Annotated in this window: 16 protein-coding genes; 3 read left to right on the top strand and 13 right to left on the bottom strand. The window is 72.5% G+C overall.

The genetic code is table 11. The features are described 5' to 3' along the window. Window positions 1–30: 30 nt before the first annotated feature. Window positions 31–2,811 (top strand): OmpL47-type beta-barrel domain-containing protein, encoded by a 2,781-nt coding sequence (locus Msi02_RS07650; RefSeq protein WP_204047684.1) that lies wholly within the window; start codon window positions 31–33, stop codon window positions 2,809–2,811. Between the two features lie 74 nt (window positions 2,812–2,885). On the opposite strand, the gene Msi02_RS07645 is transcribed toward Msi02_RS07650, so the two are convergent. After that, the gene (locus Msi02_RS07645) at window positions 2,886–3,170 is read right to left on the bottom strand and encodes a YiaA/YiaB family inner membrane protein (RefSeq protein ID WP_204047683.1); all 285 of its coding nucleotides are present in this window, start codon (window positions 3,168–3,170) and stop codon (window positions 2,886–2,888) included. A 76-nt stretch (window positions 3,171–3,246) separates the two neighbouring features. Beyond that, the gene (gene atpB / locus Msi02_RS07640) at window positions 3,247–4,035 is read right to left on the bottom strand and encodes a F0F1 ATP synthase subunit A (protein ID WP_204047682.1); all 789 of its coding nucleotides are present in this window, start codon (window positions 4,033–4,035) and stop codon (window positions 3,247–3,249) included. Window positions 4,036–4,152: 117 nt separating this feature from the next. Here atpB and Msi02_RS07635 point away from each other — a divergent pair, with 117 nt between their 5' ends. After that, complete coding sequence (locus Msi02_RS07635) at window positions 4,153–4,902, top strand: TetR/AcrR family transcriptional regulator (protein WP_204047681.1); 750 nt, start codon at window positions 4,153–4,155, stop codon at window positions 4,900–4,902. A gap of 97 nt (window positions 4,903–4,999) precedes the next feature. On the opposite strand, the gene Msi02_RS07630 is transcribed toward Msi02_RS07635, so the two are convergent. From Msi02_RS07630 to Msi02_RS07610, 5 genes are all read right to left on the bottom strand, one after another. Continuing rightward, window positions 5,000–5,632, bottom strand: a complete 633-nt coding sequence (locus Msi02_RS07630; RefSeq protein ID WP_204047680.1) for a type II toxin-antitoxin system PemK/MazF family toxin — start codon at window positions 5,630–5,632, stop codon at window positions 5,000–5,002. A gap of 85 nt (window positions 5,633–5,717) precedes the next feature. Next, a complete protein-coding gene (locus tag Msi02_RS07625) occupies window positions 5,718–6,728 on the bottom strand; it encodes an NAD-dependent epimerase/dehydratase family protein (protein WP_204047679.1) in 1,011 nt (336 codons plus the stop codon). A 111-nt stretch (window positions 6,729–6,839) separates the two neighbouring features. After that, window positions 6,840–9,104 (bottom strand): SulP family inorganic anion transporter, encoded by a 2,265-nt coding sequence (locus Msi02_RS07620; protein ID WP_204047678.1) that lies wholly within the window; start codon window positions 9,102–9,104, stop codon window positions 6,840–6,842. Between the two features lie 53 nt (window positions 9,105–9,157). Continuing rightward, on the bottom strand, window positions 9,158–11,071 hold the full coding sequence (locus Msi02_RS07615; RefSeq protein ID WP_204047677.1) for a hypothetical protein: 1,914 nt from the start codon (window positions 11,069–11,071) through the stop codon (window positions 9,158–9,160). Window positions 11,072–11,254: 183 nt separating this feature from the next. Further along, window positions 11,255–11,800 carry a YbhB/YbcL family Raf kinase inhibitor-like protein gene (locus tag Msi02_RS07610; protein WP_079319338.1) on the bottom strand — a complete coding sequence of 182 codons (546 nt, stop codon included), beginning with the start codon at window positions 11,798–11,800 and terminating at the stop codon, window positions 11,255–11,257. A gap of 204 nt (window positions 11,801–12,004) precedes the next feature. On the opposite strand from Msi02_RS07610, the gene Msi02_RS07605 reads away from it, so the two are divergent. Beyond that, on the top strand, window positions 12,005–12,610 hold the full coding sequence (locus Msi02_RS07605; protein ID WP_239108205.1) for an AfsR/SARP family transcriptional regulator: 606 nt from the start codon (window positions 12,005–12,007) through the stop codon (window positions 12,608–12,610). Window positions 12,611–12,660: 50 nt separating this feature from the next. Here Msi02_RS07605 and Msi02_RS07600 read toward each other — a convergent pair whose 3' ends face one another. The 6 genes from Msi02_RS07600 to Msi02_RS07570 all read right to left on the bottom strand — a co-directional run bounded on the left by Msi02_RS07600 (window position 12,661) and on the right by Msi02_RS07570 (window position 20,822). Further along, entirely contained in the window at window positions 12,661–13,482 is an 822-nt protein-coding gene (locus Msi02_RS07600; protein ID WP_275414096.1) for an SAM-dependent methyltransferase, read from the bottom strand. A 158-nt stretch (window positions 13,483–13,640) separates the two neighbouring features. Further along, complete coding sequence (locus Msi02_RS07595; protein WP_204047674.1) at window positions 13,641–14,768, bottom strand: XRE family transcriptional regulator; 1,128 nt, start codon at window positions 14,766–14,768, stop codon at window positions 13,641–13,643. 45 nt (window positions 14,769–14,813) lie between these two features. Continuing rightward, window positions 14,814–15,065 carry a hypothetical protein gene (locus tag Msi02_RS07590; protein ID WP_204047673.1) on the bottom strand — a complete coding sequence of 84 codons (252 nt, stop codon included), beginning with the start codon at window positions 15,063–15,065 and terminating at the stop codon, window positions 14,814–14,816. Window positions 15,066–15,685: 620 nt separating this feature from the next. Beyond that, on the bottom strand, window positions 15,686–17,740 hold the full coding sequence (sepH, locus tag Msi02_RS43875; protein WP_275414095.1) for a septation protein SepH: 2,055 nt from the start codon (window positions 17,738–17,740) through the stop codon (window positions 15,686–15,688). Between the two features lie 497 nt (window positions 17,741–18,237). Then, on the bottom strand, window positions 18,238–19,530 hold the full coding sequence (locus Msi02_RS07575; RefSeq protein WP_204047671.1) for a D-arabinono-1,4-lactone oxidase: 1,293 nt from the start codon (window positions 19,528–19,530) through the stop codon (window positions 18,238–18,240). A gap of 86 nt (window positions 19,531–19,616) precedes the next feature. After that, on the bottom strand, window positions 19,617–20,822 hold the full coding sequence (locus tag Msi02_RS07570; protein ID WP_204047670.1) for an MFS transporter: 1,206 nt from the start codon (window positions 20,820–20,822) through the stop codon (window positions 19,617–19,619). Window positions 20,823–20,859: the final 37 nt, after the last annotated feature.

Here is a 20,859-nt window from a genome sequence, read left to right as displayed (position 1 = left end):
GCATGCACGTTCTGTGAGGTGCGACCTCAGATGCAGTTATTGACAGGGAAGCTACGGAGGGCGCTGGGCGCAGCCGTGGCCGTGGCGCTGTTGTGCGTGGCGCTTCCGGCGCTGTGGCTGTCGCCGGCCAATGCCGCCGCGCCGAAGCCCGAGGCGCGGCAACAGGTCGGCCAGGCGGCGGCGCAGGTGCTCACCTGGACCGCCGACAACAGCATGACCGCGTACAAGGACACGCCGGCCACGGCGGTCGCGGGCCCCGCGACGATCGTCTTCGAGAACAGCATGGCGACCGGCAGCACGTTCGGAATGACGCACACGCTGACCTTCGACACGTCGACGCCCGGATACAACCACGACGTCAACGTCAACATCATCGCCAGCCCGTATGACGCGGACGGCGGCCGGCACGAGGTCCAGGTGAACCTCACCCCCGGCAAATACCGCTTCTTCTGCGCGATCCCCGGCCACCAGATGGTCGGCGAGCTCGTGGTCACCCCCGGCGGCCCCACCGACACGACCGCGCCGCAGGTGTCCGCCAACGTGTCGGGCGAGAAGGACGCGAACGGCAACTACGTGGGTTCGGCGACGGTGACCGTCTCGGCGAGCGACACCGAGTCGGGCGTGGACAGGGTGGAGTACGCGCTGGACTCCGGGGCGTTCACCACCTACTCGGCTCCCGTGTCGGTGAACCAGGTGGGCTCCCACACGGTGCAGTATCGGGCGACCGACAAGGCGGGCAACGTCTCGCCGGTCGGGTCGGTGTCGTTCAAGGTGGTCGCCCCGCCGGCCAAGGACACGACCGCGCCGCAGGTGTCGGCGCAGGTCGCGGGTGACAAGGACGCCAACGGCAACTACGTGGGCTCCGCGACGGTGACCATCTCGGCGAGCGACACCGAGTCGGGCGTGGACACGGTCGAGTACTCCCTCGACTCGCAGCCGTTCGCGCTGTATTCCAAGGCGCTGACGGTCGACCAGCCGGGCGCGCACCGGGTGAGCTACCGGGCTACCGACAAGGCGGGCAACACCTCGGCGGTGGCGTCGGTGACGTTCACGGTCGTGGTGCCGCCGGCCAAGGACACCACGGCGCCTCAGGTGTCGGCGCAGGTGTCCGGTGACAAGGACACCAACGGCAATTACGTGGGCTCCGCGACGGTGACCATCTCGGCGACCGACACCGAGTCGGGCGTCGACAAGGTGGAGTACGCGCTGGACGGCGCGGCCTTCACGACGTACTCGGCCCCGGTCTCGGTCAACAAGACCGGGTCGCACACGGTGCAGTATCGGGCCACGGACAAGGCGGGCAACACCTCGGCGGTGGCGTCGGTGACGTTCACGGTGGTCGCGCCGCCGGCCAAGGACACCACGGCGCCCCAGGTGTCGGCGCAGGTGTCCGGTGACAAGGACGCCGACGGCAACTACGTCGGGTCGGCCACCGTGACCATCTCGGCGACCGACACCGAGTCGGGCGTCGACAGGATCGAGTACTCCCTCGACGGGCAGCCGTTCGGCCTGTACTCCGCACCGGTGGCGGTCAAGCAGCCGGGCGCGCACACCGTGAGCTACCGGGCCACCGACAAGGCCGGGAACGCCTCCGACGTCGCGTCGGTGTCGTTCAAGGTCGCCGCACCGGAGCAGAAGGACACCACGCCTCCGCTGGTGTCGGCGCAGGTGTCCGGTGACAAGGACGCCGACGGCAACTACGTGGGCTCCGCGACGGTCACCGTCTCGGCGAGCGACAGCGAGTCGGGCGTGGACAGGGTGGAGTACGCCCTGGACGGCGGAGCCTTCGCGACGTACTCGGCCCCGGTGTCGGTGAACACGGCCGGATCGCACACGGTGCAGTATCGGGCGACCGACAAGGCCGGCAACGTCTCGCCGGTCGGGTCGGTGACCTTCAAGGTCGTGGCGCCGCCGGCCAAGGACACGACCGCTCCTCAGGTGTCGGCGCAGGTGTCCGGTGACAAGGACACCAACGGCAACTACGTGGGGTCCGCCACCGTCACGATCTCGGCGAGCGACAGCGAGTCGGGCGTGGACAAGGTCGAGTACTCCCTCGACTCGCAGCCGTTCGCGGTCTACTCGAAGGCGCTGACGGTCGACCAGCCGGGCGCGCACCGGGTGAGCTACCGGGCGACCGACAAGGCCGGCAACACCTCGGCGGTGGCGTCGGTGACGTTCACCGTGGTGGTCCCGCCGGCCAAGGACACCACGGCTCCGCAGGTGTCGGCCAACGTGTCGGGCACGAAGGACGCCGACGGCAACTACGTCGGTTCGGCCACCGTGACGATCTCGGCGAGCGACACCGAGTCGGGCGTCGACAAGGTCGAGTACGCGCTGGACGGCGCGGCGTTCGCGGCCTACACGGCTCCGGTCTCGGTCAACAAGACCGGGTCGCACACGGTGCAGTATCGGGCGACCGACAAGGCGGGCAACACCTCGCCGGTCGGGTCGGTGACCTTCAAGGTCGTCGCGCCTGAGCAGAAGGACACCACGGCCCCGCAGGTGTCGGCCCAGCTCGGCGGCAGCATGGACTGGGCGTGGAACTACGTCGGCTCCGCCACGCTCACCATCTCGGCGACCGACGCCGAGTCGGGCGTGGCCACTGTGGAGTACTCCCTGGACGGGCAGCCGTTCGCGCTGTACTCCAAGCCGGTGGCGGTGGGCCAGCCGGGGGCGCACACCGTGAGCTACCGGGCCACCGACAAGGCCGGCAACACCTCCAACGTGGGCACGGCGAAGTTCACCGTCGTCGCCGCGCCGGGCTCGGACTGCACGAAGCCGGGCAAGGGCAAGGGCTGCAAGGACGCCTGAGTTCGTTCAGCCGCAGGCGGCCTCGGTCCGGCGACGGGCCGAGGCCGTCTCTTTCCGGCCATCGGGGCTCGCCCTCACTCGGTCCGGAAGGGGTCGTGCTCGGCGAGTAGCTTGTCGAGCCGGGCCTGGTCCACCCGGCTGACGACGGTCGCCTCCTCCTGCCGGTCCCGCACGCACTTGGCCAGCGTGAACGTCGAGGTCACCACGTACATCAGTCCGAGGGCGAGGAAGGAGCGCACCCAGGTCGTCACCGGAAGGTAGAGGATGCCGACCGCCAGGCCCACGAGGGAGATCGCGAACGAGATGACGGCCTGGACGTAGAAGGCCGTCGTCGTCGAGGGTTTCACCGGTTTCGCCATGATGCCATCGTCCGCGGCGTACGCCTGCCGGGCATGAGCGCCGATACTCAGTTACCGGTGAGTACGAGCGCCCGCTTCAGTGGTCCGGGTTCAGCGCGTTGCCGATGTACATGGCCGTCAGCATGGTGAACAGGAACGCCTGCAGGAACTGGATGAATATCTCCAGGCCGGTCATCACGACGGCCATGGCCACGCCGAGGACGCCCACCGGGAACCCGAGCCCGGTCGGCTGCTCGACGAGGAACCAGAATCCGACCGCGCTGAAGAACGCCAGCAGCAGGTGCCCCGCGAACATGTTCGCGAACAGCCGTACGGCGTGGGTGAACGGCGCGGTGACGAATGTGTAGAGCAGTTCGAGCGGCGCGTAGAGGACCAGCGCGAGCGGCTTCGGCAGGCCGGGCGGGAACATCAGGCTCTTGAGGTATCCGCCCACCCCGTGGTGCCGGAAGCCGAGATAGAGCTTGATCACGTACACGACCAGGGCGAACACCACCGGGAAGGCGATGTGGGAGTTCACCGGGAACTGCACTCCCGGGATCGCGCCGAACAGGTTCCACAGCAGGATCACCGAGAAGAGGCTGAGCAGGAACGGCATCCACCGCTCGGCGTCCGCACCGAGGAACGGCCGGGCCACCTGGTCGCGCACGAACAGGTAGCCGTACTCGCCGAGGTGCTGCAGCCCGCGCGGGACGAGCGACGGCCGCGCGAACGCCCCCCACGCGACCGCGCACAGCAGGATCACCCCGACCGCGGCCAGCACCACGGGCTTGGTCAGCCAGTACGGCGCGCCGGGCCACAGCGGCGGAAAGTCGAACAGTTCGAGACCGGGAGCCGTGAATTCGTCCCCGGCGAGGCTTACGGGCATGGGGAATCCCCTCGTCCGGCCGTCCAAAAACTGAGTACGTCGTACTCACTTTCTCGATGTGAGCCTACATACCGGGTACCGTGTACGCAATAGCGCGACGACCTGGGACGACCAACGATGACGGGCCACGAGAACCTGTGGATGCGACCCGAGCGCCCCGCGCGGGGGCCGCGGCCGAGCTTCAGCCGCGCCGCCCTCGCGCAGGCGGCGATCGGGATCGCCGACGCCGAGGGGCTGGAGGCGATCTCCATGCGTCGCCTCGCCGCCGATCTCGGCGCGGGCACGATGTCCCTGTACCGCTACGTGACCGGCAAGGACGAGGTGTTCGACCTGATGATCGACACCGCCGTGAGGGAGTACCTGCCGGAGGACCAACGGCCGCCGGACGACTGGGCCGACGGCCTTCGCCGGCTCGCCTGGCAGGTCCGGCGCACCATGCTCCGCCACCCGTGGCTCGCGCCGCTGGCGGCCGGCCGCCCGCAGACCGGCCCGAACAGCGCGCGTCTGATGGAGACCGCCCTCGGCATGCTCGACGGCCTCGGCCTGAGCATCGACGAGATGCTGACCCTCGTCGGCACGGTCTTCGCGTACGTGAACGGCTACATCCAGAGCGAGCTGGCCGAGGCGGAGGGGCAGCGGCGGACGGGGCTCACGCTGGCCCAGCGGCTGGCCCGGCACCTGTCCTACATCCAGTCGCTCATCGCGACGGGCGACTATCCCATGCTGGAGCGGATGACGAAGGAGGCCGGGCGGGAGTACATGGCCAGTGACGCCCGCTTCGCGTACGGCCTGGACCGGCTGCTCGACGGCATCGCCGCCGGTCTGCCGCCGCGCGGCGGCCCGCAGGGGCCCACGTCATCGCGGTGACGACGCCTCCGGCTCACCGTCCGAGCTCCGTGGCTTCCACATCGCCGCAGGCGAGGCCGGTGGCCGGTCTCGGTGGCCGGTCTCAGAGGAGTACGGCTCAGTTAGGCGTGATCTCGTGGAGGCGGCAGACCTGCCGCCAGACGCGCGCGTCGAGCGTGCCCGCCCTGTCCTGGAAATCGGCGACGGGCACGCGGACCGGGCCGGTGAGGTCGAGGAAGCTGTTGTGGTCGGCGTCCGGGTCCCACGTGCGGGTGGGGATCTCCACGTGGTCGGCGCGGTCGCTGCGGTCCTGGCTCGTGATCTTCAGGACCTCGGCGCCGCCCCGGTAGGTCCTGAGCACCACACAGGGGCGCACCTTGTGGCCCGGCCCGTCCTCGTAGGGCACGTCGGCCCACCAGATCTCACCCGGGCGCGGACCGGCCTGCGTGGCCGCACCGCCGCGCACGCCCGCCTCGCCGCCCGTCGCCGGGCGGCCCCCGCCCCGGGTCCCGGTCCCGGAGGCGGTGCCGCGCCTCGCGTGGGGAGCGGCGCCGCCACCGGGCCTGGTGCCCGGCCGCGAGGCCGGGGCACGTCCTCCGGGCCGCGCGGTCCGGCCGGCGCGGCCTGACGGGCGGCCTCCCGGGGAGGGGCGCGGCGCGGACCGTCGCCGTGAGGTTCCCGGCAGGCGTCCGGCCATGCCGAGCCCGCCGAACACGACCAGCACGGCCACGATCACAACCACCCAGATCATGGCCGACAGCCTACGGCTCCGCGCACACGACTCCGGCAGGGGAGTCCGCCGCCCCCGCCCGCCCGCACGCGGGCGACGGTCACGGTCAGGAGCGGGCGTCCCAGGCAGCGAGGATGCGCGCCTCCTTCTCCGGGTCGATGCCGTGGTGCATCTGGCCGCCGAAACTACGCTGCTCCTCCGGGATGTCCTTCAGCCACTCCCAGGTGTCCCGGACGGTCTCCCGCACGGGCCGGCAAGTGAGGCCTGCGGCGATGGCCTTCGCGGAGGAGTGCGTCCACACGCCCTGGTGGCCCGTCTCCGGAGCCCACAGCGGAAGCTCGGTCCACATCTCCACGCCCTGGTCCGCCAGGAACGTGTCGTCGACCCACACCAGCTCCGCGTCGGAGCCGGTGACCTCCACGCAGTCGTTCAGCCAGCCGCCGTACGTCGTGTTGCCGTGCACCCCGCCCGTCATGTAGCGGCCGGTGGTGCCCTTGGCCGCCTGGTCGAGGGTGAACGCCGCGATGTCCCGGGCGTCGATGAGCTGCATCGGCAGCGCCGGGTTGCCGGGGGCGAGCACCCGCCCGCCTCTGGAGATGCGGGTGAGCCACCAGGGCAGCCGGCCCACGTTCTCGTGGGGGCCGAGGATCAGGCCGGGCTGAATGATCAGGGCGCCGCCGTCGAAGTGCTGCTCGACCGCCCGCTCGCAGCCGGCCTTCAGCACGCCGTAGTCGCCGAACTCGGCGTCCGCGTCCGGCGGGCACTCGTGCAGCGGGAAGGTCTCGTCGACGCCGGACTTGTCGGGCCAGTCCGGGTAGGCGGAGATGCTGGAGATGAACGTGTAGTGCGGAGCGTGCCCCGACAGCGTCCGCACCGACTCCAGGACGACGCGGGGGACGAACCCGCACACGTCGACCACCGCGTCCCACTGCCTGCCGTCGGCGAGCCGCCGCAGATCGTCGGTGACCTCGCGGTCGCCGCGCACCGCCTCCACACCGGGCAGGTCCGTCCCGCTCCTGCCCCGGTTGAACGTCGTGACCTCGTGACCGCGCCGCAGCGCCTCCTCCACGATGGCGCGTCCGAGAAACACCGAACCGCCGATTACCAGAATCTTCATACGGTCATCCTTGGCCCGCCCGGGCCCGGCGTAGGCCCCGTTTCACGGTCGGCGGACATGATCCGCTCACAGCGAAGCTCGCCGTCCCTCCCGACTCCACCGGAGCGGGGCTCAGCCGGTGCGCAGTTCGGGCACCGGTGTGAAGCGCTCCTGCTCCAGCACGTGCACCCGCGCCGCGCCGATGTCGAAGTACAGGCCCGTGAGCTCCAGCTTCCCCGCCCGTACGAGGGTGTCCACGAACGGGTGGGTCCGCAGGTTCTCGAGCTGCTGGATCACGTTGGTCCGGCAGAGCCGGTCGAGCGGCCCGGCGTCGTCGTCACCCGGCTCGGCGGCCACGAACCTCGCCAGGCTCTGCCGCCCGTGCCGCAGCCAGTTGCGCAGCGCGGGCAGGTCGGGCACCTCGCCCAGCAGGGCGGCCATCGCACCGCATCCCGAGTGCCCGCAGACCGTGATCGTGCGCACATCGAGGACCTTCACGGCGTACTCGATCGTGGCCGCGACCGAGTCGTCGGCGGGGGTGGCGCCGGCGCGCGGCACGAGGTTGCCGATGTTGCGCAGCGTGAACAGGTCGCCGGGACCGCTCGCGGTGATGATGTTCGGCACGATGCGGGAGTCCGCGCAGGTGATGAACAGGTGCGACGGCGACTGCTTACGGGCCATGCGGTGAAGCAGCGGGCGGACCATCGGCGCGGTCCGGCGCTGGAACTCCCGCGTCCCCTCCAGCAGGTCGGGCACGCCCTGCGGCTCGCAGACCACGGGAACGTCGTCGTGGCTCCCGCCGTCCGCGCCGATCACGGCGTAGGACCCGGCGGCGTCCATGGGACGGGGGCGTCGCCGGTAGGCCCAGGGCAGCCACCAGCGGTCGTGCCGGGGCGGGATCCTGGCCGGGAACAGGCGGACGCCGTCGATCGCGGCGGAGTACCACTCGCCGTGCGGCTCGTCCACGTCGATCGCACCGCCGGTGCGTTCGTGCTGGAGCCGCCAGGCGTGCAGCGCCTCGAAGGCGGCGTTGTCCATGAAGTCGAGGTGAAGGTCGAGCTCGACCGCGGCCCCCGCGGGGATGCCGCGCAATGCCTCGGTCAGCCGGGGCACGCCGAGGAACGTCAGCGACCCGGTGACGACGACGCGCCAGCGCCGCTCGCCCGCCTGCCGTACGTCGACCGAGACCCAGGCCAGGCGGCGCAGGGCGAGCAGGGCGGCCAGCCCGAGGCCGATCGCCACGCCCTCGGCCAGGCCGATCAGCACGACTCCGGCCATCGTCACGAAGTAGACCGGCATCTCGCGGTGGCTGCGCAGGTTGCGGACGTGCCCGAGGTTGACCATCTGCACGCCGATGAACAGCAGCAGCGCCGCGAGCGCCTCCAAGGGGATCAGCGCGATCATCCAGGCGCAGGCCGTGGTGAACAGCAGCACCCACACCCCGTGGAGCACCGTGGACCAGCGGCTCCGGGCGCCCGCCCGGGCGTTGGTGGTCGTACGCACGACGACGCCCGCGACCGGGAGGCCGCCCAGCGCGCCGGACACCGCGTTCGCCACGCCCTGCGCGGTCAGTTCACGGTCGAGGTCGGCGCGGGGACCGTCGTGCAGGCGGTTGGACGCCACGCAGGTCAGCAGCGACTCCACTCCGGCGAGGAGGGCGACGAGCAGGACGGCCCCGGCGATCGCGTGCCAGTCGCCCTGCGGCATCAGAGGTCCCTGGACGGAGGAGAATCCGCCCTTCAGATCCACCTTCGTCAGGTCCCAGCCCGTCACCGCGGCCGTCAGCGTGGCGACCATCAGCGCGGCGAGCGGGGCGGGCACGGCGCGCAGCCGGGGGATCCGGCTCCACACGAGCAGGACCCCGATCGTGAGGACGCCGATCATGACCGCGTGCGTGTGGTTGTCGAGGATCTGGGCGGGGAGTTCGAGGACGTTCTCCAGCGCGGAGCGCTGCGGCGAACCGCCGAGCACGATGTGCAGCTGGGACAGCGCGATCACCACGCCGACCCCGGCGAGCATGCCGTGGACGACGGCGGGGGAGACTCCGAGCGCCGCCCGCGCCACCTTCAGCCCGCCCAGGGCCAACTGGAGGAGGCCGGCCATGACGGTGATGGCGCATGTGGCGCGCCAGCCGTACGTGTGGACGAGCTCGGCGACCACCAGGGACAGCCCGGCGGCCGGGCCGCTCACCTGGACGACGGACCCGCCGAGGGCGCCGGCCACCACGCCGCCGACCACGGCGGCGACGAGCCCGGCCGCCACCGGCGCGCCGGACGCGACCGCGATGCCGAGCGACAGCGGCACCGCCACCAGGAAGACCACCAGCGATGCGGGCACATCGTGCCGGAGTACGGACTTCCAGTCACGTGGCGAGATCGTGTCGTCACTGATTGTCATGGGCTGACAATATGTCAGCCGCGGAGGCCGTCACCAGGCAGGGAACGGGAAAATCACCGGTAGTAGTCGGGATAGTCGCTCTCCGGGTTGCGGTGGCTGCCCCGCCGCCGTCCGCTCGCCGAGGTGGGGGTCTCGCCGTGGACCTCGTCGTAGGAGGGCCAGCTTCCATCGGCGGCGTTCTGCTCGGGCCACGACGGATGGGTGCCGCCGTATCCCTGCTGCTGCCGGTCGTAGCCGTACTGGCTCTGCCCCGACGGCGCGTCGTAGCCCGCCGACTCGTACGGCGAGGCGGTCCCCGGGCCCGAGCCGGTCACCGTGTCAGAGGCGTCGATGGTCGCCCAGCCCGTGCTCACCTCGTACGACGGGGTGGAGGGCGCGGCGGGCGACGGCGTCGAGGCGGCCGGGTAGCCGCCCTCCGCCGAGTAGGTGGACGAGTAGCCGTCGTAGGCCGGGGTCTGGTAGGTCTCCGCGTTCGGCCAGGAGGACGCGCCGCGCGGCGGTTCCGGGTCGTCGAGCACGTCGCGGGCGCCCGTCCAGGAGGGGTCCGTCGTGGGGGCGGAGGCGGCGGGGACCGGCGGGTAGCTGCCGGCGACCGGCCAGCCGGGGTCGGTGGCGCCCGCGCCTGTCACACCGGCACCCGCCGGGTTGGGCGGGTACGACGGCGATGCGTCGGCCGCGCGGAACGGGCCCGTCGCGGCGCGGGACGGATCGTAGGCGTCGGACCGGGGCGTTTCGTAGCTCGCCGCCCACGCGTCGAAGGAGCCGCCGGTGGAGCGGGGCGCGGGGTCGGCGAGGGCGTCGGCGGGCGAGGCGGCGGGCGTCGCGGCCTCGAACGAGCCGCTCGTGCGGGCCGCGTCGTACGCGCCGGCCACGAAGGACCCGGTCGCCGGGACGGGGGAGGACGGCGCCGTGTCGTAGCCGCCGTCGTGGGCGCCCACACCGCCCTGTGAGGCGAACGGGCCGGTGCCCGCGGGCGTGTCGTAGGCGGGGGCCCCGAACGGGCCGGTACCCGTCGCGATCCCCAGGGGGTCGGCGCTCGGCTGCGTCCCGTGCGAGCCGGTGCCGGCGGACGACGGGAACGGGCCCGTGGCGCGCGGGCTGTCGTAGGAGCCGCCGGCCTGCCCTGCCTCGGCGGCAGCGGCGGCGCGACGGGCCGCGGCCCGCGACGACCGGCCGGACCTGCTCGACCTGCGGCCGGACGCGCCCGGCGTGCTCGCCTGGGTCCCGGCGGCGGCCGCGAAGGGGTCGCTCGCGGGAGAGGCGGGGACGCCGCTCACCGCGGGGGAGTCGAAGGGGCCGGTCGCGGGGGCGCCGGCCGGAGCGGCGGGGGCGGCGAGCAGGTCGGGCGTAGGCGCGGAGAAGGTGACGGTCTTCTGGTCGGCCATCGCCGAGGCGGAGACGGGGGCGGCGGGAGACACCGGCTCGTCGGCGTCGGCGCGCCGGGCGCGACCGGGGCGGGCGGGAAGGGGGGCCTGCACGGTCGCGGCGTCGGGGTCGGCCACCTGGGCCGCGCCCGCGGTCTCGTCCACCGGCCGGGGGGTGGCCATCCTCGCGGCGATCGTCCCCCCGAAGCCGCCGTCGTCGGCGCGTACGCGCGACCAGTAGTCGTCGTCGTAGTCGTCGGCCTCGCCCCACTCGTCCACGCCACGCTTGCCGCGGGCGGCGGCGGGCTGTTTGCCGCCGCGCTGCGCGGGCCGCGCCGCCTGCCGCCCGCCGGGGCGGGGGGCCGGGCGGGGCGCCGGCCGCTGCTTCTCCGGCTCCTCGAAGGCGTCGAACCCCTTGGGGAAGCTCTCGAAGAACGTCTCCTCGGCGGGCCGGCGGGGCTTGGGACCCTTGTTCTCGGCCATCGCCTTGATGCGCTCGGCGGAGAGAGCACTCTCCCTGCGGTTCATCGACCGCATGCCCAGCGCCACGACCAGCAGCACGAGAAGCACGACGGCGACAAGACCCGAAATGACCGCAGTCATAGCACCACCCTCAAGGCCATGGCCTTTCTGCGGCGCCGGTGAGGTCGCGCGGCCATCGACGCGACCTGCCCCCTTTGATCACCTGCGCTCAGCAATTGGATCCGATTCTGCTCGACCACAATGACCGTTGTCACACCCTAGGTGAAGATTGGTGTAGCACGACTACCTCCGGTGCCCAGCATGTCACTCGATCGTGTTCGCCGTGAGGCGCCCACGGGCGATCGTGTGACTCGCGATGCTCCCCAGAGTCTGCGCGAGTCCGGCGCCCTGCTTCAGGTCGAGCTTCGCGTTCAGTGCGTAGACAGTGAAACGGTAGCTGCCGTCGGCCTGACACGGGGGCGCATAGCCCACCTTCCCGCTCGACGTCATGCCCTGCCGGGCGCCTCGGGGGACGTCGTTCATGCCCAGCTCGGTCGTCGCGGGGTCGATGTCGAACACCACCCAGTGCACCTCCGGGCCGCTGTGGGGACTGTTGTCGTCGACCACGAGGGCCACCGACTTGGCGCCCGACGTGCCCGACCAGCGGAGAGGCGGGTTGCCCTGCCCCCCCTTGCAGGAGTAGTCGTCCGGCAGGGGTGCGCCGTCGCGGAACTGCGGGCTCGACACGCTGATGACGTCGAGGTTCCTCGGCGATCCCCCGCCCAGGATTCCGCAGCCCGACGCGGCCAGCGTGAGCGCCGTCACCGTGACGGCGGCTCGCGTGACCGCTGATTTTCTCGGCGACCCCATGCCCGATGATGCTACGCGGATTGGACAGGTGCCCCGACCGGATCGCGGTGATCCGTACCGATGATCGGGCCCGCGCGAGCCGTTGACCTCCGTGTTCTCCCGAATCGATCCGTACGTACGGAGGACCGGTATGTGGGGTGTGAGGCTCCGGGCGCCCTTATCCGCCACAATCGAGGCATGCAGGGGGACGCTCCGGGAGCGGGCATGAGCTTCGCCGTTCTGGGCCCCCTCGACGTACGGCGCGACGGGCGGCCGGGCGAGGTCGGCGGGCAGCGGCTGCGGGCCCTGCTGACGCTCCTGCTGCGGGGGCGGCCGCACGGGCAGCTCATGCGCGCCCTCTACGGGTCGGGCCGCCGCGTCGAGGCGCTGGCCGCCTACGAGGAGGCCCGGTCGACGTTCGCGGGCCGGCTCGGGGCCGACCCCTCGCCCGCGCCGGCCGAACTCCGTCTCACGATGCTGAGGGGCGAGCCCGCCGCCGAGGGAACCCGGCCGGCGCCGGTGGCGACACCCACCGGGCACGCCGGGGTGGACCAGGCGCCGCCGCGCGCTGCGCGCCGGGGCTTCGAGCTCGCGCCGGTCGGCGGCCCTCAGATGGGCCTGCGAGGAGGCCGAGACGGACCTCGCGCTGCGTCTGGTCGGCGGGCTCGGGTGGTACCGGTGGCTGTCCGGCCACCGCCTGGAGGGCGCCCAGCGAGCGCGGGCGGTGAGGGCGACCTGGGGCAGGCCGGGCGGAGCCTGGCGGTCACGCCCTCAGCGCCGTGTCAGCGCCCCTCCGCAGAGTGGAGGCGCACACGGGCCGTCAGCCGCTGAGATATCGCTGACGGCGCGCTGAGAAGGCGGAGAGAGAGCCGGTGGAGGCCTCAGGGGCGGCGGGCCAGGACTCCGATGTAGCCGCTGTTGCCGGGGTCGCCCGGGTACTGGTCGTGGCGGGGACGCCAGAGCTCGACGGGGACGACGCCGGGTTCCAGAATCTCCATGCCGTCCAGCATGGCGGCGAGTTCCTCGGGTCCACGGTGCACGAAGCCCCCGGCGGAGGTCTTGCCGTAGACCGACTGCGCCTGCTCCACCTTGTGCTGGTCGGAGCGCCGGACATAGGTGTGGGAGATGGCGAGGTAGCCGCCGGAGGGCAGCCCGTCGCGAAGACTTGAGACGATCCGGCTCACCTCCGCGTCGTCGGTGAAGAAGTGCAGGATCGCCAGCGCGAGGATCGCCACCGGCCGGCTGAAGTCCAGGTGCGCCCGGACCCGCTCGTCGGCGAGGATTTCGCCAGGATGCTTCAGATCCCCCTGCACCACGAGGGTGTTGGGCGTGTTGGCGAGGATGGCGCGTGCGTGCACGAGCACCGTCGGGTCGTTGTCCACGTAGACGGTGTGGGAACCGGGACCGAACATCGCGGCGACCTGGTGCACGTTCTGCTGGGTGGGCAGCCCGGTCCCGATGTCGAGGAACTGACGCACGCCGGCATCGGCGAGTTCTCTGACCACCCGCACCAGGAAGGCGCGGTTGGCGCGGGCCAGCGCGGGGATGTCGTACCCCTGCTCGCGCCCGAGCCGGATGACCTGCTCGGCCGCCTCACGGTCGGAGGCGAAGTTGTCCTTGCCGCCGAGGAAGTAGTCGTAGATGCGCGCCACGCTCGGGACTTTCGGATTCACACCCGCCGGAACGCGTCCCGTCTCCGTCATTCGTCGCCTTCCGCCCGATAAGTGCTCCACGGTGAGTTCATTGGTGATCATAGAAGGTGTGAGCAGCGCCTCTCCGGTATTCACGGGAGGAACCCAGACCAACGGGCTATGCGCCGGCGAGCGCCGACCGGTGGCAGGCGTGGGCCGGGCGGGTGCGGTCAGCGAGGTGTCCAGGTCGGAGCGGGCGCCGGGCGGAAGAGGAACACCTGGTCGGGCCGCCCGGTGCAGGACTTCTGGGCGAGTTCCGCGCCGGGGGCCACGTCGGCCTCGCCGTACAGCGCTCCCACGCACAGCTCGCTGTGCAGGGGGTGCAGGGCGAACCCCACCCCCGCGGGCTTCAGCAGGAACCGCTGGTGCGCCGCCCCGGAGCAGTCCGCGGGAGCGATCAGCGCGCCCGGGCCGGTCAGCGCCTCGTCGACGGTGAGGCAGCCGACGCCCTCTTCGGGATGGTGCCACTGGATCTCGTGGGCGCCGCCGGCTGCGTGCAGGTAGGTGTCGGGGACGACATCGCGGCAGGGCCGCTGCACGGCCAGGTGCCGGTCCGTGCGCTTGCTGCGCTCGCGTCCCTCCCCGACGCACAGGTCCCGTCCTGCGACATGCGACGGGACGATGTGATACCACCCGTCGGGCGGCGTGCGACCGCTCCCGGCCGTCGCGGCGGCTGGGGAGGCGGAGGGCCGCGCGTCGCCGCCGGCCCAGGAGACGGGCAGTTGCGCCAGGAGCGCGCCCATGGCGAGGAGCAGGACCACGACGCCCGCCCCCGCCATGGCGAACCGCCGCAGCGCCCGGGTCTCCGGTCGTACGGTGTCTCCGTCCGGCCCGGCCGGTTCGCCCGGCGCGGCGGGGTCCGCAGGAAGGGCGTGCTCGCGCCCGTCGAGACCGCCGGGCTCGAAGCGACCGGCCTGATCGGGCCGGTCATCCTGGCCGGGCTGCAGCGGCGGGACGGGCGAGTGGTCCGGGCCGGCGGTCGCGCCGGGAGGATCGGCCGGAAGCGTCATGCCGGCGGCCAGTCGTTTCCTGTGCGCCACCCAGCGCGCCGTCTCGGCCTCGCCGAGCCCGCAGGCCCGTACGAAGGCCGCCACGAATTCCTCCCTGGGGAGGGTCGTGCGCCCGAGGACGCCCGCGATCGTGCTGGAGGGCAGCACGTCTCCCGACGCCTTCGCGGCGGCCGTGAGCTGCCGGTAGGTCAGACCGGACCACTGGCGGAGACGGCCGAGCGCGGCGACGAATTCGGCCGGAGTGGTCAGGCCGTCGGGATGGGGAGGCGCGCTGAACGGCCCTGACACGACGATCCCCCCAAGCCACGCTTCGGCGTCGATCCGGGCGAAACACTAACAAAGATCGATGACGCGAGGCAGCCCCCGGGTCGGCGGATCTCGCCGCCCAGCGGGCCTGGAGGTGCTGCTCGGTTCTTTTCCCTGGTCGCGTACGTAGACGTAGTGGACACCGAGCCAGAGTCGGCCGAGGGCGTCCTCCTCGGCGGCCTGCTCGAAACTCGTGAAGGTCCTGGTCTTCGGATCGGCGTTCGGGGCGTCGGTGGACGCGGTGAAGGTCAGGCTGTGCCCGAACCACCTCTGCATCACGTGGTCGGCGGACCGCGAGGTGGGCTTCTTCGCCCCGCCGTACGCCTTGACCTCGGAAGGCTACGGATGGTGTCGAGAAAGACGCTGTTCCAGTAGAGCAGGTGATCGAAGGCGGACGCCTGCGGCGGTGGCCCCGTGACCGCCGCGTGCGCCGCCTGGGGGAGCACGACCAGCGTGCCGGCGGTCACGACAGCGGCCGCCGCGATCACGCGTACGCGCCTCCACCGTGATCGTCGATGCAGGGAGAACCTCCCTAGGGGAAGGCCCCGAGCCCCCCGGCCGGGTGCCGGGAAGAGGGGTGCACCACAGAAGATCCTTGATCTACGAAAGGCGGGACAAGGTTCATGATTGTGCGGAACTGTTCCGGACGGTCTCCCGTACGGCGCTGTTCGCGTGAACCGCCTGGACACGTGCCCGCGGTCTGGTCACGCCGCGAGGGGCCTCTCGGGGCGCGCGACGGGGCAACGGGGGATTCGGGACGGGCGCATGACCCGGACAGACGGCTGAAGGCCGGCCGGTGAGTTCGTGAACTCGCCAGCCGGCCTTCTCGCGCGGGTCGTGGTGACGCCGCCCGGTGGACGGCTCCGCCGCGGCGCCCGAAGACACCGCGTCCTGTGGGGTCAGTCCTGCTTGCGCGCGCCGAACATGATCTCGTCCCAGGTCGGCACCGACGCCCGGCGTCCGCGCGACTTGCGGGGTCGCGGGGGAGCCGGCTTCGGCACGGGCGGGGCGGGCGTCTCGGGCTTGGCGTCCTTCGGAGCCTCCTTCTGCGCCTCCTTCGCCCCGTCCTTGGACCCGTCGCCCGCACGCTGCGTCTTCCCGGCGTCCCCCGTCCGGGGCGCCGGGGCGGTGGCGGGTGCCTGGGCCGCCGGCGCCTGCGGCGCGGGTGCGGCCTCGGCGGCGGGCTTCGCGGGAGCCTGCGCGGGCGGCGTGGCCTGTGCTGCCGGGGCAGCTGCGGCCTGGGCCGCCGCGGGCGCCGGAGCCGGGGGCGTGGCGGCCTCTGCCGCCGGAGCGGCAGGAGCCGCCGATGCGGCGGGGACGGAAGGCGCTGCGGCGGGCTCCGATGCGGACTCCGCGGGCGTGCTCGGCGCGGGCACATTCGCCGCTGGGGCGTCGGCCGCGTTGCCTGCTGTGGGTTCCTTCGCGGAGTCCGCGGGCGGAGCGGGTGCGGGGACGGCAACAGCGGGCGTCGGCGACGCCTCGTCCGTCGCGCCGCCCTCGGCCGGGTTCACGGCCGTGCCCGTGCCCGTGGCCGCCGCCGTGTCCGTGCCGGGGACCGGCTGGGACGCGGACGCGACGGCCGAGGGCTCGGCCGGTGTGGCGGCCTCCGCGGCGGTCTCCGTGCTCTCGCGGCCGGAGGCCACGCCCTCGGCGTCCTGTGGGGACGCTGCGGCGGCGGCCACGGCGTCCGTCGCCCCGGAGCCTGTCGTCGCGGAATCCGGGGACGTCGTGGTGCTCGTGGTCGTCGTGGCGTCCTCGGCGGCCACCCGGTCCACGGGCGTCGCCGGACGCGCAGCCTCCTGCGGGTCCGCCGCTCCACTGGGTGGCGTCGCGCTGGTGGGGGCGTCGGGCGCCGCATCCTGACCGTCCTCGCGGCGCGCGCCGTCTCCGGACGTCTCCCGGCCCGCAGCGTCCGGAACGCCCACAGTGACCGGGGCGGCCGGGGCGGCGTCGAAGGGCGTACGCGGATCGGAGGGCGTGTGCGGGGGAGCGGCCTGCGCCGCGGATTCGGTCCGCGGCCTGTCCTCCACCCTGGGCTCGGCGGCGGGCGGCGGGGGTACGGCGTCGGGAGTGGCGATGAGCGACTGCGGCAGCCGGAAGGGCACCGGGGTCAGCTCCGGCCGGTAGGCCGCCGGCTCGTCCGCGTACGGTTCGGGCCGCTCGGGCCGGCCGGTCTCCGCACGCAGCGGCGGGCTCAGCCGCGGCGGAGGCACGGGCTCGGGGAGCGCGGCGGGCTCGGAGCGTACGGCAGGCACGCTGAGACCGGGCTCGTCGCGGCGGGGAGAGGCCTCCTCGGGCAGCGGCGGCACCGGGGCGAGCTTGGACGCGAGGCGGGGCACGAAGGGGCGCACGGTGGCGTCGTCCCGCTCCGGCTCGACGTACTCGGCGGCCGACAGGCGCATGGCCTCGTCGTCGTTGGGGGTGATGTGGCGGCGGCGCGGGTCGAAGAGCCACTCGGCGTGGCGGGTGTGACCGTTCCAGACAAAGCCGAGCCGCACCCGCCACAGGTTGTCGTCGCGCTTGGCGGAGTCCCAGTCGATCTCGTCGGCGGGCACGCCGCGCCGGGTGAGCCGCTCGGCGACCAGTTCGCCGAGCGTGGGCCCGGGAGTCGTCTCGCCCGGCATCCGGACCGAGACGCGCTGGGCCTGCTGGGCCATGTACTCGCGCTCCTGGAGAACCGGTCCCTCGAACCAGCGGACTCTCTCCACCGGAATGCCGGCGGTGGCCGCGATCTCCTCCGCCGTCTCGCCGGCACGGATGCGCGCCTGGATCTCCTTGGGACGCAACGGGCTCTCCACTTCGATCTCGTACTGGCCGAGACGGGAGAAGTTGCCGCGGACCGCAGCGCGGAGCCGGTCGTCGACGGGCAGCGTGAAGCGCGTGCCCCGCCCGGCCGTCGCCAGGACGAGGTACGTTCCGTCCTCACTTACCGCGACGAGACGGAGCTCCTGCATGCGAGTCCCTTCGTCGTCGTGCTCTGTCTTCCCCCGGACCCTTGAGTCTCTCGCGTGAGCCGGTTGCCTTCCAGCACCGTACCCGGCATGTCCGAACATCGCCTCGCCAGGGGGCGAGGCAGATGTTGTGACCCCGGTCACATTTTTCGCGTTCACCTTTCCGCAACCTGTCGGTCGTGTGGGAGCGGCAGTCCACAGGCGGCCGCGCCGCCGATCCGGCCCACAAGGCGAGAGCGAGGGTCGTGTCTCCTCAGGTGGTGCGCGCCCACCGCCCGTCCGTACGGCGCGGGCGCGGCGCACGGCGGCGTGACCGTGCCGTACGCCGTGCGGCCGGACCTGCGGGAGGGTCTCATTCCTGCTTGCTCCCTCGGGTTCGAGTGGCGCGCCGGGCTCTGGTGTGCCCGTGCTCCGCAATGTGCCTGCCCGAGGGCCGGCGCGGGCAACGCGACACGCGGAAGACGCCGGACCGTGGAGAGGGACTTTACGCGGCGATGGGGTCAGCCTTCCCGCGACGCGCCGAGCACCCGGTCGAGGTAATCGTTGCCGAACAGCCCGTCCGGGTCCATCTCGCGGCGCAGTGCGAGGAAGTCGCCGAACCTCGGATACACGCCACGCAGGTAGTCCGCGTCCCGGGTGTGCAGCTTGCCCCAGTGGGGCCGGCCCCCCAGCCTGACCATGATCTCCTCCACGCCCTCGAAGTACGCGGGGTTGGGCGCCTGACGGTAGACGTGGCAGGCGACGTACGCCGAGGGCCTGCCGTACGCGGTGGACAGCCAGGCGTCCGAGGGCGGCGTGACCCGAACCTCGACGGGGAAGGTGATCGGCCAGCCCGACCGCTCCACGAGGTCCCGGGTCTCCCGCAGGGCCTGGGCGAGGTGGTGGCGCGGGACGGCGTACTCCATCTCCAGGAAGCGGACCTCGCGCACCGACGTGAAGATCTTGTAAGAGGTGTCGACGCACTCAGACGAGCCGAGCAGCCGGCCGGAGATCCCGTTGATCGCGGGCACCGCGCCGGGGAAGCGCGCCCCGACCGCACAGGCGGCGCCGAACAGCGTGTTCTCCAGGAAGACGTTGTCGAGCCAGCGCTTGAACGGCGCGGGCGGCCGGGCCGGTCCGGTGTCGCGGTTGTTGCGCTTGACCAGGCAGGTGTCGGTGTGGGGGAGCCAGAAGAAGTCGAGGTGGTCGTCGGCCTCCGTCAGGTCGTCGAGCGTGTCGAGGATCCGGCTGAACGCCATCGGCTCGCGCCGGTTGCGCAGCAGGAACGCGGGCTCCACCCGGAACGTGACGGCGGTCAGGATGCCCAGCGCGCCGAGGCCCACCCGGGCCGCGTCGAACAGGTCGCCCTCGCGCACGGTCGTCACGGAGCCGTCGGCGAGGACCATCTCCAGTTCGACGACCTGGTCGGCGAGGCCGCCGACGTGCCTGCCGGTGCCGTGCGTCCCGGTCTGGATCGCCCCGGCGGCGGTCTGGGCCGTGATGTCGCCCATGTTGGCCAGCGCCAGGCCGCGCCGGTGGAGTTCCTCGTTGAGCGCGTGGAGCGGGGTGCCCGCGGCGACCTTGACCCACCCGTCGCCCGCGTCGAGGACGCCGGTCAGCGCGCCGGGCCGCAGCAGGATGCCGTCGGTGAGCGCGACCCCGGTGAACGAGTGCCCGGTGCCGGTCATGCGCACCCGCCGGCCCGTCTTCGCGGCGTCCCGTACCGCGTCGGCGACCTCGGCCGCCGACGCGGGGGCGCGGACCTCCGCGGGGGTGACCGACTGGTTGCGCGCCCAGTTGACGAAGGCGTCCATGCTCCTCCTCGCCCCGGCACCTGCCCCGGGGTGAACATGAACACTACTCATGAATCGCTCCGCTGCCTACGGGGCAAAGCCGGGTCTCAGTTGGTGTGCTGGTGACGCACCCGGACCAGTGCCGAGCCGGCGAGGCCCACGACGGCCGCGAGCAGCGCGCAGGCGTAGGAGAAGCCGTACGCGTTGGACGCGCCGAACAGGTCGGTCAGCCGTCCGCCCGCCCAGGAGCCCACGGCCACGCCGAGGTTGATCGAGGTGGTGATCCACGCCATGCCCTCGTTGAGCTGGGCCCCCGGGACCAGGCGTTCCACCAGCGAGAACCCGGTGATCAGGGTGGGCGAGATGGACAACCCGGCGACGAAGAGCGCCAGCGCCATGACCCGCACGTCGCGCATGAGCAGCACCGGCGTGAGCCCGGCGGCGAACAGCGTGAGCCCCCGGACGAACCGGGCGCGCAGGCTGATCTTCCACTGCCGCGAGCCGTACCACAGGCCGGAGATCGCGCTGCCGCACGCGATCGCGGCGAGCAGCAGCCCGGCGGCGCCCTTGCTGCCGTGCTCCTCGGCGAAGGCCACGGTGATGATGTCGACAGAACCGAACACCGCGCCCATGGCCAGGAAGACCGCCGACAGCAGCGCCACGCCCGGGATCGCGATGGGGGACCCGGCCGCCCCCCGGTGCCGTACGGCGGGCGGTTCTGTGCCGCGGAGCGAGGCGAACGCCAGTGTGCCCGACACGGTCAGCGCGATCGCGGCGATCAGGCCCGCGTAGGGGTTGATCGCGATCGTGAGGGCGGTCACGAAGGCGGGCCCGCCGACGAAGATCACCTCGTCGGCCACGGACTCGAACGAGAACGCGGTGTGCAGCTTGGCGGGATCGTCGAGCACGTGCGACCAGCGGGCCCTGACCATCGAGCCGAGCGAGATCCCGGTGGCCCCGGACGCCGCGCCGGCGGCGTACAGCGTCCACTCGGGTACCGAATCGTTCGCGCTGGCGTGCGCGCACAGCATCAGGGCGGTGAGCGAGCAGCCGTGCAACAGCACCAGCGGCACCAGCACCCGCGCCTGGCCGAACCGGTCCACCAGCCGCCCGGAGAGAGGCCCGGCCACGGCGACCGCGATCGAGAGGGTCGCCGCCACGGCCCCCGCCTTCGCGTACGACCCGGTGATGGCGGTGATCAGCAGGATGACGCCGATGCCGAGCATCGACATGGGCGCCCGTCCGACGAAGCCCGCGATGACGAAGCCCTTGACTCCGGGCGTGCCGAACAGCCCGCGGTACGGCCCGACCATGGTGTGTTCCCCTTCGGCACTGTGTTCGGCACTGTGT

This window comes from Microbispora siamensis, assembly GCF_016863095.1.
In the GTDB taxonomy this organism is placed as follows: domain Bacteria; phylum Actinomycetota; class Actinomycetes; order Streptosporangiales; family Streptosporangiaceae; genus Microbispora; species Microbispora siamensis.
Note: the sequence above shows the minus strand (reverse complement) of the source record. Positions and strands in the feature narration are given on the sequence as shown.